Origin of the sequence: Nonomuraea thailandensis (assembly GCF_024172165.1) — a bacterium.
In the GTDB taxonomy this organism is placed as follows: domain Bacteria; phylum Actinomycetota; class Actinomycetes; order Streptosporangiales; family Streptosporangiaceae; genus Nonomuraea; species Nonomuraea thailandensis.
The window spans coordinates 9706215-9718449 of record NZ_JAMZEB010000002.1; the positions used below are offsets into that span (position 1 = coordinate 9706215).

General features: G+C 71.2%; 11 protein-coding genes. 6 read left to right on the top strand and 5 right to left on the bottom strand.

Annotated features, from left to right (window positions below; genetic code table 11):
• Nucleotides 1-19 precede the first annotated feature (19 nt).
• Together clpB and HD597_RS48700 are read left to right on the top strand one after the other, a co-directional pair.
• Complete coding sequence (gene clpB / locus HD597_RS48695) at nucleotides 20-2593, top strand: ATP-dependent chaperone ClpB (RefSeq protein WP_253753836.1); 2574 nt, start codon at nucleotides 20-22, stop codon at nucleotides 2591-2593.
• A gap of 185 nt (nucleotides 2594-2778) precedes the next feature.
• On the top strand, nucleotides 2779-3477 hold the full coding sequence (locus HD597_RS48700) for a hypothetical protein (RefSeq protein ID WP_253753838.1): 699 nt from the start codon (nucleotides 2779-2781) through the stop codon (nucleotides 3475-3477).
• A 197-nt stretch (nucleotides 3478-3674) separates the two neighbouring features.
• Here HD597_RS48700 and HD597_RS48705 read toward each other — a convergent pair whose 3' ends face one another.
• Nucleotides 3675-4205: a tetratricopeptide repeat protein gene (locus HD597_RS48705; protein WP_253753840.1), complete on the bottom strand. Its 531-nt coding sequence runs from the start codon at nucleotides 4203-4205 to the stop codon at nucleotides 3675-3677.
• Between the two features lie 173 nt (nucleotides 4206-4378).
• Here HD597_RS48705 and HD597_RS48710 point away from each other — a divergent pair, with 173 nt between their 5' ends.
• From HD597_RS48710 to HD597_RS48720, 3 genes are all read left to right on the top strand, one after another.
• Complete coding sequence (locus tag HD597_RS48710) at nucleotides 4379-4702, top strand: hypothetical protein (RefSeq protein ID WP_253753843.1); 324 nt, start codon at nucleotides 4379-4381, stop codon at nucleotides 4700-4702.
• Between the two features lie 68 nt (nucleotides 4703-4770).
• Nucleotides 4771-5274, top strand: a complete 504-nt coding sequence (locus tag HD597_RS48715) for a SigE family RNA polymerase sigma factor (protein ID WP_253753845.1) — start codon at nucleotides 4771-4773, stop codon at nucleotides 5272-5274.
• Between the two features lie 4 nt (nucleotides 5275-5278).
• Entirely contained in the window at nucleotides 5279-6325 is a 1047-nt protein-coding gene (locus HD597_RS48720) for a hypothetical protein (RefSeq protein WP_253753847.1), read from the top strand.
• Here the strand turns inward: HD597_RS48720 and HD597_RS48725 are convergent.
• The 4 genes from HD597_RS48725 to HD597_RS48740 are packed head-to-tail and all read right to left on the bottom strand — an operon-like array spanning nucleotide 6314 to nucleotide 10694.
• Nucleotides 6314-6955 carry a TetR/AcrR family transcriptional regulator gene (locus HD597_RS48725; RefSeq protein ID WP_253759801.1) on the bottom strand — a complete coding sequence of 214 codons (642 nt, stop codon included), beginning with the start codon at nucleotides 6953-6955 and terminating at the stop codon, nucleotides 6314-6316. The two genes, HD597_RS48720 and HD597_RS48725, sit on opposite strands and share 12 nt — an antisense overlap.
• Before the next feature lie 19 nt (nucleotides 6956-6974).
• A complete protein-coding gene (locus HD597_RS48730; protein ID WP_253753849.1) occupies nucleotides 6975-8684 on the bottom strand; it encodes an SDR family oxidoreductase in 1710 nt (569 codons plus the stop codon).
• 42 nt (nucleotides 8685-8726) lie between these two features.
• A complete protein-coding gene (locus HD597_RS48735) occupies nucleotides 8727-9803 on the bottom strand; it encodes a CapA family protein (RefSeq protein WP_253753851.1) in 1077 nt (358 codons plus the stop codon).
• Nucleotides 9804-9863: 60 nt separating this feature from the next.
• On the bottom strand, nucleotides 9864-10694 hold the full coding sequence (locus HD597_RS48740) for a helix-turn-helix transcriptional regulator (RefSeq protein WP_253753853.1): 831 nt from the start codon (nucleotides 10692-10694) through the stop codon (nucleotides 9864-9866).
• A gap of 138 nt (nucleotides 10695-10832) precedes the next feature.
• On the opposite strand from HD597_RS48740, the gene HD597_RS48745 reads away from it, so the two are divergent.
• A complete protein-coding gene (locus tag HD597_RS48745; RefSeq protein WP_253753855.1) occupies nucleotides 10833-12224 on the top strand; it encodes an MFS transporter in 1392 nt (463 codons plus the stop codon).
• The last annotated feature ends 11 nt before the right edge of the window (nucleotides 12225-12235 follow it).

The following is a 12235-nucleotide window of genomic DNA, read 5'->3' on the forward strand; positions in this document are numbered from 1 at the left end:
ACCGGGGGCCTAGAAGGACATGGACTACAAGCTCACCCAGAAGAGCCAGGAAGCGCTCTCGGGTGCCATGCGGCGTGCCGCCGCCGAGGGCAACCCGGAGATCTCCCCGGCTCACCTGCTGACCACGCTGCTCTCCCAGACGGGCGGCACCGCCGTGCCGCTGCTCGAGGCCGTCGGCGCCGACTGGCGCACGCTGCGGGCCCGCACCGAGGAGCAGCTCGCGGCGCTGCCGAAGGCGCAGGGCTCGACGGTGGGGGCGCCGTCGAGCTCGCGCCAGCTCCTGACGGTGATGAACACCGCCGCCCAGCACGCCAACCGCCTCGAAGACCTCTACGTCTCGACCGAGCACCTGCTGGTCGGCCTGGCCGCCGACGGAGGCCGGTCGGCCGAGCTGCTCAAGTCGCAGGGCGCGACGCCGCAGGCGCTGCTCGACGCGTTCGAGAAGGTGCGCGGCAACGCCCGCGTCACCAGCGAGACGCCCGAGGACACCTACCAGGCGCTGGAGAAGTACGGCGTCGATCTGACCGAGCACGCCCGCGGCGGCAAGCTCGACCCGGTCATCGGCCGCGACTCCGAGATCCGCCGCGTGGTCCAGGTGCTCAGCCGCCGCACCAAGAACAACCCGGTGCTCATCGGCGAGCCCGGCGTCGGCAAGACGGCGGTCGTCGAGGGCCTGGCCCAGCGCATCGTGGCCGGCGACGTGCCGGAGTCGCTGCGCAACAAGCGGCTCATCTCGCTCGACCTGGGCGCGATGGTGGCCGGCGCCAAGTACCGCGGCGAGTTCGAGGAGCGGCTCAAGGCCGTGCTCTCCGAGATCAAGGAGAGCAACGGGCAGATCGTGACGTTCATCGACGAGCTGCACACCGTCGTCGGCGCGGGGGCGGCCGAGGGCGCGATGGACGCCGGCAACATGCTCAAGCCCATGCTGGCCCGCGGCGAGCTGCGCATGATCGGCGCGACCACGCTCGACGAGTACCGCGAGCGCATCGAGAAGGACCCGGCGCTGGAGCGCCGCTTCCAGCAGGTCTACGTGGGCGAGCCCACGGTCGAGGACACGATCGCCATCCTGCGCGGGCTCAAGGGCCGCTACGAGGCCCACCACCAGGTGCAGATCGCCGACAGCGCGCTGGTGGCCGCCGCCGCGCTGTCCGACCGCTACATCACCAACCGCTTCCTGCCCGACAAGGCCATCGACCTGGTCGACGAGGCCGCCTCGCGGCTGCGCATGGAGATCGACTCCCGTCCCGTGGAGATCGACCAGCTCCAGCGCAACGTGGACCGGATGAAGATGGAGGAGCTGGCGCTGTCGAAGGAGACCGACGAGGCCTCCGTCCAGCGGCTCGACCGCCTGCGCCAGGAGCTGGCCGACCGCCAGGAGGAGCTCAACGCCCTCGTCGGCCGCTGGGAGCACGAGAAGGCCGGCCTGAACAAGGTCGGCGAGCTGAAGAAGCAGCTCGACGACACGCGGGGCGCGGCCGAGCGGGCCCAGCGCGACGGCGACTTCGAGGCGGCCTCGCGGCTCATGTACGCCGAGGTGCCCAAGCTGGAGCAGGCGCTCAAGGCCGCCTCCGAGGCCGCGCCGCCCGACAACGCCATGGTCAAGGAGGAGGTCGGGGCCGACGACATCGCCGAGGTGATCTCGTCGTGGACCGGCATCCCCGCCGGGCGCCTGCTGGAGGCCGAGACGGCCAAGCTGCTGCGCATGGAGGAGGAGCTGGGCAGGCGCCTCATCGGCCAGCAGCAGGCCGTACAGGCGGTCTCCGACGCCGTACGCCGCAGCCGGGCCGGCATCGCCGACCCCGACCGGCCGACGGGCTCGTTCCTGTTCCTCGGCCCCACAGGCGTGGGCAAGACCGAGCTGGCCAAGGCGCTGGCGGAGTTCCTGTTCGACGACGAGCGGGCGATGACCCGCATCGACATGAGCGAGTACTCCGAGAAGCACAGCGTGGCCAGGCTGGTCGGCGCGCCTCCCGGTTACGTGGGCTACGAGGAGGGCGGCCAGCTCACCGAGGCCGTCAGGCGGCGCCCGTACACCGTGGTGCTGCTCGACGAGGTCGAGAAGGCCCATCCCGAGGTGTTCGACATCCTGCTGCAGGTGCTCGACGACGGGCGGCTGACCGACGGCCAGGGCCGCACGGTCGACTTCCGCAACACGATCCTGATCCTGACCTCCAACATCGGCTCGCAGTTCCTCGTCGATCCGTCGCTGGAGAACGGCGCCAAGCGCGAGGCGGTCATGGGGGCGGTGCGCAGCTCGTTCAAGCCGGAGTTCCTCAACCGGCTCGACGACGTGATCCTCTTCGACGCGCTCGGCTCGGAGGAGCTGGCGCAGATCGTCGACCTTCAGGTCGAGCGCCTGGCCAGGCGCCTGGCCGACCGCAGGCTGACGCTGGAGGTCACGCCGGCGGCCCGCGAGTGGCTGGCGCTGACGGGCTACGACCCGCTGTACGGCGCCCGCCCGCTGCGCCGCCTGGTGCAGTCGGCCATCGGCGACAAGCTGGCCAAGGCGGTGCTGTCCGGCGAGGTGGCCGACGGCGACAAGGTCCTGGTGGAGCTCGGCGACGACGAGCTGCTCGTCCAGCGAGCGGCCTAGCCAGCTGTTCCGCGAGCCCGGGGGTCCAGGCGATCCCCGGGCTCCGGCGTGTCATGACACGGTCATCGGGCCACCCGCTCGGTAAGGTTCGCCCCACTCTTCGGACAAGCCGCGCTCCCCCGACCCGGCGGGTGACTACGTTCAGCGTTCGTCAGATCACCGACATCGACTCAGGGGGACGTGCGGTGTCATTCCAGAAGTTCCGGAGCATGATCGCGGTGGCCGCTCTGACCGCCGGCGTGAGCTGGCTGTCCACCGGCGCCGCGACGGCCGGCAACTGCGCCGAGACCGCGCTGCTGTCGCCCAGCTCAGCCATCTCGACCTGCGACAGCCCGACCTCGCTGCGCATCGAGCAGAGCGGCACCGCGAGCAGCCGCATGATCACCGACGAGAGCACCAGGGTGGCCATGGCGGCAGGCGAGATGGCCAGGCACGTCGGCTTCACCGGCGTGGCGACGGGCAAGGAGGTGCTGAACATGGCGGACGTGAGCGGCGCGGGGGCCACCTGGGGCCTGGCCTCGCTGTTCTCGGCCTCGCCCGCGCTCTTCCCCATGATGCCGGGCCCGGCCGGGGTGTCCGACCTGGCGACCATGGCGGACCTGCCGCCGCTCCCGGCGCTGCCCGAGGTGCCCGGGACGCCGCTGGACACCAGGCTGCCGCACGCGATGACCGTGGGCCAGGGCCCCTACCACAACCGTGTCGTCGGCACCGGGGTCGATTCGCCGCTGGGCCTGCAGCAGCCGGTCAGCGAGGTCAGCGCGGAGCTCATCGGCCAGGTGCTGCCGAAGGCGGTGGACAGCCTCAGCGGCGTCTCGATCCTGCCTGGCGGCGGGACCGGGGCGGCCGGACTCACCGATGCCGTGGGCGGTCTCGGGCTGAACTGAGCCACCCTGTCCGGGCGTGGACCGTGCCTGCCACGCCCGGCTTCCCCTGGCCGAGGGGTCGCGGTCCCTCCGAACGGACCATGCGGGGACCGCGGCCCCTCCGGCGAGAGGACCCACGACCGCTGGATCGTACGCGGGCATGACTGTACGAGCCCTGCCCCGCCGGACGGGCCGGGCTCAGCGGACGCCCGGCCGCCTCAGGAGACGAGCTCGTCCAGCTCGTCCTCGGGGAGCCCGAGATCGACCCTGATGCGGTAGCGGGTGCGCAGCAGCGCCACCTGCTCCGGATCGTTCTCGTCACACCGCAGGGCGGCCTGGGTGGCCCAGTCGAGGCCTCCCTGGAGATCGCCATAGGCGACCAGCGTCTCGGCGATCGTGTGAGCCGTCGCCGTGGAGACGTTTCCCTCCGCGCGTATCGTCTCGATGACCTCCCTCGCCTCGTCCGGCCTGTCGAGCTCGAAAAGCGTGTCGGCGATGCCGGCACGCGGGTCGAACCCCGCCTCGCCACCGTCCTCGACCGCGCGCTGGAAACACTCCATCGCGCGCGCCGGCTGCCCCGCGGCTCGCCACTCCTCGGCGGCGAGAACCAGGATCGAAGCCCTGGAAACGTCACCGGAGGAATAGTCGAGCGCGACGTCGTACAGCCGGCTGGCCAGGGAATCGTGGTCGTCGGCCAACAGCGCCTGCTCAAGCAGACGATCAAGGTGCTCACGGGTCACATGCGCCACACCGCGAGACTACCGAGCCACCCGGGCCTTTGCCCGGTCAATCCGCATCGCCGGTCACGTTCGAATTCGGTAACGTCCTGCCCAAGCCTGGCGGGGAAAGGCGTGTCCGCCCAGGTCAGCGGGCATATACGGGTCCACTTTGCCGCCACGCGAGCGGAGGGACTGTGATGGGTATGTCCAAGCAGATGACCTTCACGCTGGCCTGTGCTGTCGTGTTGTCGGCCGTCGTGCCCGGCGTCGCCGGCTATCTGTCGGCCCGCCTGGAGGCCGTCGAGACCGCCGAGCGCAACCTGCGGGCGCTGGAGGCCCGCCTGGACGTACGCGAGGCCAGGGACTCGCGCGCCGTCTCGCTCCCCGCCCCGTGCCTGCGCACGCCGGTGACGCCGAACCTGCACCAGGCGCCCGCCACCGCCCTCGGGGACCAGCCCGCGGACCAGGACAAGCGCCGGCTCCGTGACATGCCGGCCTGGCTCTCCGAGCCGCCCGCCACGCAGTAGCCGCCGGGCAACCTTCTCACCGATCACCCGCGTCGTACGGGTGACCGACGGTGGAGAGAGGCTTGCGCATGGCGGATCGATCGGAGTACGACGCGTTCGTCGCGGCGGCGTGGCATCGATTGCTCCGCACGGCCTACCTGCTCACCAGGGACTGGGCGGTGGCCGAGGACCTGGTGCAGACGGCGCTGATGAAGGCGTGGCTGGCCTGGGGGCGGATCAGGGACGAGCACGAGGCGTACGTCCGCAAGATCATTGTCAACGTGCACGTGTCGTGGTGGCGGCGGCGCTGGCGGCAGGTGGAGCTGACCACGGGCACGCCGCCCGACCATCCAGAGCTCGCCGACCGCATGGGGCAGGCGGACGAGCGCGAGCTGGTCTGGCAGGCCCTGGGCCGGCTGCCCGCCCGCCAGCGGGCCGTGATCGTGCTGCGCTACTTCGAGGACATGACCGAGGCCCAGGCCGCCGAGACGCTGGGCTGCAGCGTCGGCACGGTCAAGAGCCAGACCAGCAAGGCGCTGGCCAAGCTGCGGATCGACGAGTCGGTCGCCGCCGCGTACGCGAGAAAGGGGTAGCGACGTGCCCGTCAGCCGTCAGGACCTGCATGACCTGCTGGAGGAGCGCAGCCGCCCCGCCCTGGACCGGCCGGTCCCGTGGGACCGGCTGCGCACCCGCACGCGGGCGGCCCGGCGCCGCCGGCTGGTCACGGCCGCCGTCGCCGGGGCCGCCGCCGCGTCGGTCGTGGTGGCGGGCATGCTCGTCGAGCCATGGTCACCCGCCCGGGTGGCCCAGCCCCGCGTAACCGACGCCCCGACCACCGCCGTCTCGCCCCACCTGCTCCCGGCGAGTTTCGAGGAGCCGGACGGCACGCTCTATCGCCGGATCGCCACGGCGACGCTGGACGCGCCGACGAAGTCCAAGGTGACGTTCGAGGTGAAGGTGAGCGGAAGGCCATTGGCCATCATGGCGAACTGCCCGTCGAGAGCGCCCGGCGCAGTGCCTCACGTGACCGTCGAGAAGCCGGTCGAGCGGTGGACCGCCCTGACGCCCGTGCCCCTCCTGAACGCGGCGTGCACCTCGAACCGGCCCGTGGACGTGCTCCCGCTGCCCACGGGCACGGCCACGTTCTCCATCACCATGCCCAAGTCGGGGGAGCGGCCGAAGGCGTGGCGGTTCGGCGTCTACGAATGGACTCCTCCCGGCACCATGAAGAAGCCCGCGCCTCCCGTCGCACCGCCGAAGATGTTCGGCGGCCCGGCGGGGGACGAGTACCGGCTGGTCGCCACGCAGAGCGTCACCTGGCCGGCGGCCCGCGAGGTGACCCTCACCGTTCCCGCCACCGGACGGGCGCCGGTCCTGATGGTCTACTGCGGCGGCGGGATCGCGCGCCGGCTGAACGAGGAGATCTTCGTCAACGGCCGGCTGGAGAAGGCGCTGCGCGGCGAATGCGCGGCCCCGCCCTCCACCCACAGCCGGGGCTACACCATCCTGGGCCGCAAGAACCTGCCCGGCCCCGGCGGCACGGCGACCATCAAGGTCAGGGTGTCGTCCCCGATCTCCGAGTACGAGCGGCGCCCAGGCACCCTGACCGTCGCCGTCTACGACTCCCCCGCGCTAACGCGGTGACCAGGACCTGAGCTGGCGCGTCAGGAACCCCCTGATCAGCTGCTTGGCCGCGTCGATCATCTCCGGCCGGCCCTCCGGATCCCGGCGGAAGGCCAGCTTCAGCACGGCGTCGCCGGCCTCGACGGCCACGAGCACGGCCAGGTCGAGCGCGGGGCTGTCGGCCAGCCCGAACTCCTTCAGGAACAGGCCGCGCAGCCGCCCCGCGATCACCGTGTTGTTGTCGGAGTCGGAGTCGAGCAGGTTGAGGTCGACGACGTCGCCGAAGTGCAGGCTCTTGAACCCGGAGACCGTCCTGTGCATGTCCACGTAGATGTCGATGATCGCGTCCACGGCCTCCCACCAGCCGCGGTAGTCCTCCTCGAGGAACCTGCGATCGACCCTGCGGACGAACTCCTCGACGTTGCGCCGGGTGAGCTCCTGGGTGATGGCCCGCTTGTCGGGAAAGAACTGGTAGACCGACCCGATCGCCACGCCCGCCCGCTCGGCTATGCGGGTGGTGGACAGGGCCTCGTAACCGGTCTCGTCGAGAAGCTCGGCACACGCGTCGAGCATGCGCTCGACGCGTCGGGCGCTGCGGCGCTGTGCTGGCTGCCGCCTGAGGGCGTTGGGGTGGACGCACTCGTCGTCCATTTGCGGCGAAGACACGGATTCATCTTCTCCTGTATGGGCGATCGTTACCCGCGAATTTGCTCAACCGGGCCAGCCCGCGCATCGCCCGCGGTGAAATCCGGGACAGCGCATAGCCGATTTTCCCCTCGGCGTTCACGGGGACGATCGCCTGGTTTCTGTGCACGGCCCGCAGAATGTGCGCGGCCACGCGTTCCGGCGGGTATCCGCGCCGCGCCAGCCCGCGCACGGCGTCCTCGCGCAGGCTCTCCCTCGTGTACGTGGCGTGGCTCGCGATGCCGGTGGAGACGAATCCGGGGCAGATGGTGCTGACTCCGATGCCGTGACCCGCCAGTTCGGCCCTGAGACAGTCGCTGAGCATCTTCACGGCCGCCTTGGAGGTCGAATACGCCGGCAGCACCTGGGAGGGCGCGAACGCGGCCAGGGAGGCGACGTTGACGATGTGCCCACCCTGCCCCCGCTCGGCCATGGCGGCGCCGAAGAGCCGGCAGCCGTGGACGACGCCCCACAGATTGACGTCGAGGGTCCTGCGCCAGTCGTCGAGACCATGGTCGAGGAACGCCCCCGCGACGGCGACCCCCGCATTGTTCACCACAATGTCCGGCACGCCATATTCAGTGATGATATTTCGCGAAAAATCCTCCATCGCATCGGCATTCGCCACATCGACCTGCACGCCGTGGGCCGTAATCCGAAGGTCTCTCGCAATATCGTCCGCCACCCGCTTCGCGGCGTCGATATCGATATCCGCACAGACCACCTCAGCCCCGTGCGCCGCGAACGCCCGCGCCGTCGCCCGCCCGATCCCGGAGCCCGCCCCGGTGACCACCACCAGCCGCCCGCCGAACGCCCCGGCCGCCCGCGCCCGCCGCAGCTCCCCGCTCTCTGACCCGCCCTCGACGTGCTCCACGAACTCCGCGATCATCCCGGCCACGGCCTCGGGCCTGCTCCGGTGAGCCCAGTGCGCGGCCACGATCCTGCGGCGCCACAGCCTGGGCGCCCACCGCCCCACCGCGGCCAGCAGGGCCGGGGTGACGTACGCGTCGCGCGTGGCCTCGATGATCTGCACCGGCAGGCCGGGCACGCGCGGATCGAGCCCGGAGCCGGGCATGTTACGCCGGTAGAGCGCGAGCCCGTTGATCCCGTCCCTGACCAGGGTCGCCGCCGGATGCCCCGGCCGCGGCGCGATGCCGTCGCCGCGCAGGGCACGCCTCACCAGCCCCGGCAGCACCGAGCGCCAGGCGAGCTCCGGCAGCACCGGGAGCCGGAACGCCCCGATGTACCAGGACCTGGCCCGCTGAGCCGCCACGTCGCGCCGCCGCCCATGGCGGGTGAAGTCCGCCGCCTGCCGCAGCCCGGGGCCGCCCAGGCTGGTGAAGGAGGCCAGCCGGCCCACGACCGAGGCCCGTCCCAGCGCCTCCCAGCCCTGGAGCGAGCCCCAGTCGTGCCCCACGAGGTGGACCTTGGCCACCCCCACGGCGTCGAGCACGGCGCGCAGGTCGCCGATCAGCCGGTCGAACCCGTAGTCGCCCCGGTCCGCCGGCTCGGTGGACGCCCCGGCGCCGCGCACGTCGTAGCGCACCACGTGGAAGCGGTGGCGCAGCAGCCCGGCCACCTCGTCCCAGACGCGATGCGTGTCGGGGTAGCCGTGCAGGAGCAGCACGGCGGGCCTGCCGGGATCGCCCTCCTCGAACACCGCCAGTCGCACGTCACCGGACTCGACCATCCGCATCGCGACCTCCTATTGGACGGATTGTCCAGTAGAATAGATCGATCAGGGTCGGGCGGCCAGACCCGTGCAGGAGCGCAGCGCCTTCCAGTCGGCCACGGCACTGGTGCGGGCCGGCCCCGTCATCGGTATCGGGATACCCCCCTGGATCGTGGCCGGAGTCCACGAATCCTTCAAGATCTTGCGGCCGTTGATGGTCAGTGTCAGCACGCCCGTCCTGCCGGTGGTGGCCGGGTTGGAGTTGTAGAAGACGAAGTTGCCCATGCCGTAGTTGACGTAGGCGTCGTCGAGGTACCCGGAGCCGAGCAGGATGTGCGCGTGCCCGCCGACCACCACGTCGGCGCCGGCCTTGACCAGCTTGGGAGCCAGCGAGAGCTGCGCCGGGTTGGGGCACTTCTGCATCTCGGTGCCCCAGTGCAGGTGGACGATCACGGTGTCGGAGTTCTTGCGCGCCTGGCGCACCGCGCGCAGCAGGGCCGGCTCGTTCTTCGCCGAGGCCAGCCCGCCCTGCTCCGCCGTGGCCGTCCACGACTGGATGAACTCCGCGTCCAGCACCTGCGTGGCCCCGATGATCGCCACCCGGTTGCCGTTCACGGTCCTGCGGAAGGGCCGGTACGCCTGCGCCGCGTCCGCCCCGATCCCCACCACGGGGAACCTGCTGCGCTTGACCGCCGCCAGCGAGTCCGCCAGCCCGGTCTGCATGTAGTCCATGCCGTGGTTGTTGGCCATGGACGCGACGTCCACCCCGGCGGCCTTCAGCGCCGTCAGCGCGCTCGACGGCGCCCTGAACGTGTACTGCTTGCCGGGCGCGGGAGTCCCTCCGGTGGTGATGGCGGTCTCCAGGTTCACCATCGCCAAGTCGGCCTTGCGCAGCACGCTCGCGATCGGCCCGAGCGCCGTGCGCGGATTGTTGAGCCGCGGCCGCAGGATGCCCTCGAAATGCACGTCCCCGCCGAAGGCGATGGTGAACGGCTTTCGCTCGGGGGTCGGCTTGGCCGTCTCCTCCGCCTGCTCCGGACTGGCGGCCACTTCCTTGCTCTGGAGCTCGCGCTCGGGCGCCGCCGAGCACGCGGCCAGTAATCCGACGACAGCGATCACCGGGAGGGCACGGGGGAATCTCATCTGCCGCCACTTCCGCTCGAAACCTGTCTTACAGGGATCGAGCATGCCATGTGGGGCGAACTACCGCGCAGACTCCCTCATGCTCATCAACCTGGACATAGCCAGTCGAGTCTTGTCATCCATCGGGGTGTAGACGATCAGCCGGATCTCCGGCATCGCCGTCAGGCTGGTCGTGCTGAAGCGCAGCCCGCCGAGCTCCCGGTGCTTGAAGGCCTTCACCCTCGGCCCCGGATCGGCCACGTCCTGCCGGGCCCACAACCGGGCGAACTCCGCGCTCTCCACGCTGAGCCGGCGTACGAAGTCCTGCCAGCACGGGGAGTCGGCGTGCCGGCTGTAGGCGCCCCTGAAGACGGCCACCGCCCGCGCCAGCTCGTGGTCGCGGTGGAGCAGCCGAGTGGTGGGCGAGGGGTGCAGGCAGGTGTGCCAGAGCGAGTTGCGCTCGCCGTCCGGGGCCTCGACCAGCTCGGGGAACAGGGCGGCGTACGCGCCGTTCCAGGCCAGCACGTCGCACCGGCTGTTGGACACGCAGGCCGGCATGTCGCCGAGCCGGTCGAGTATGCCCTGCATCTCGGGCGTCACCTGGCCGGAGTCCACGGGGACCGGGTCTGCCGCCTGCCCGGCCAGCCGGTAGAGGTGGTGGCGCTCGGCGCTGTCGAGCTTGAGCGTGCGGGAGATCGCGTCGAGCACCTGCGGGCTGGCGTTGATCCGCCGCCCCTGCTCCAGCCACGTGTACCAGGTGACCCCCACCCCGGCGAGCTGGGCCACCTCCTCGCGGCGCAGCCCCGGCGTCCGCCTGCGCGGGCCGGGAGCGAGGTCGACCATCTCCGGCGTGATCCGCTCCCGCCGCGAGCGCAGGAACGCCGACAGGTCGGTACGTCTTGCCTCAGCCACGGTCATTTCTCCACTATGGGGGCACACGGGGAGCTTATCCAGTTAGCACCAGTACCAGTATAAATGGGCTCTCGTTACTGGTACCAGGATCCCGGCAGACTGAACATCATGTCGCAAACTGCCGCTTTCTCCCCTCCTGTGAACACCCAGACACAGGAAGCCGTTCCCAAGGCCAGCGGCCTGCTCCTGGCGATCATCCTCGTGGGGCAGTTCCTGGCGATCCTGAACGTCAACATCGTGAACGTGGCGACCCCCACCATCGAGACCGACCTGCAGGCGTCGGGGGCCGGGCTGCAGATGATCGTCGCCGGATACACCATCGTCTACGCCGTCCTCTTGATCACCGGAGCCAGGGTCGGCGACCTGTTCGGCTATCGCAAGGCGTTCCTGGGCGGGCTGGCGGTCTTCACCCTCACCACGCTCGCCGCGGGCCTGGCGCCCTCGACGGGCTGGCTGGTGGCCTCCCGGCTGTTGCAGGGCGCCGGGGCCGCGATGATGATGCCGCAGGTGCTGACGTTGATCCAGCGCAACTATCACGGCGCCGCCAGGGGCCGGGCGATCGGCCTGTGGTCGCTGGTGATCAGCGGTGGCATCGTGGTGGGCCAGGCGCTCGGCGGGATCCTGCTGGGCCTCGGCCTGGGCTGGCGGGTCGTGTTCCTGACGCTGGTCCCGATCGGGGCGTTGCTGCTGGTGGCCGGGCTCAAGGTGCTGCCCGCCGACGAGGGCGGCGGCCGTACCGGGCTGGACCCGCTCGGCCTGCTGACCCTGTCGGCCGCCGTGCTGCTGTTCGTGGTGCCGCTCGTGCTCGGCCGCGACCTCGGCTGGCCGGTGTGGGGCTGGATCTCGATGGGGCTCAGCGTGGTGACGTTCGCCGCGTTCGTGCGCATCGAGCGGTGGGTGACCGCACGCGGCGGGCGCCCGCTGGTGGACGCGCGGGTGCTGCGCGCGCCCGGCATGCGGCCCGGGCTGGCGATCCTGCTGTTCGGGCCGGCGACGTGGGGCGCGTTCCTGTTCACCTCCGCCCTGCACCTGCAGGGCGACCTGCACCTGTCTCCGCTGGCCTCCGGAATGATGCTGGTGCCCTGCGCCCTCGCCTTCGGCCTGGTCGGGCTCGCCTGGCCGCGCCTGCCCGCACGGCTGCAGCGGCCGCTGGTGCCGTTCGGCTACGTGGTGGCCGCCCCCGCCTACGTCGGGCTCGGCCTGGCCTCCGGCGGCGGTCTCGGGTACGCGCTCATGAGCGCCCTCATCGGCGCGGGCCTCGGCGTGCAGGTCGCGGTGACGAACATGGCCACCGAGCAGGTGGAGGACGCGTACGCGGCGGACGCGAGCGGCGCGCTGCTCACCGTGATGCAGCTCGGCCAGGTCATCGGCGTCTCCACCGTGGGCACGCTGTTCATCTCCCTCGACCAGGGCGCCACCGCCTCGGCCTCCGCCTCGCTGACCACGTCCCTCGCCATGGCCGCCCTGGCCGTGCTCGCCGGGCTGAGCTCGCTGTTCCTCGTCCGGCGCCGCGTTCCGGCCGTCGCCTAGACTTGGACAAT

What these genes read in the sequence shown, in the direction of transcription:
- clpB (WP_253753836.1), top strand. Translation starts at nt 20, where the DNA reads ATGGACTACAAGCTCACCCAGAAGAGCCAGGAAGCGCTCTCGGGTGCC.
- HD597_RS48710 (WP_253753843.1), top strand. Translation starts at nt 4,379, where the DNA reads ATGTCCAAGCAGATGACCTTCACGCTGGCCTGTGCTGTCGTGTTGTCG.
- HD597_RS48715 (WP_253753845.1), top strand. Translation starts at nt 4,771, where the DNA reads ATGGCGGATCGATCGGAGTACGACGCGTTCGTCGCGGCGGCGTGGCAT.
- HD597_RS48725 (WP_253759801.1), bottom strand. Translation starts at nt 6,955, where the DNA reads ATGGACGACGAGTGCGTCCACCCCAACGCCCTCAGGCGGCAGCCAGCA.
- HD597_RS48730 (WP_253753849.1), bottom strand. Translation starts at nt 8,684, where the DNA reads ATGCGGATGGTCGAGTCCGGTGACGTGCGACTGGCGGTGTTCGAGGAG.
- HD597_RS48735 (WP_253753851.1), bottom strand. Translation starts at nt 9,803, where the DNA reads ATGAGATTCCCCCGTGCCCTCCCGGTGATCGCTGTCGTCGGATTACTG.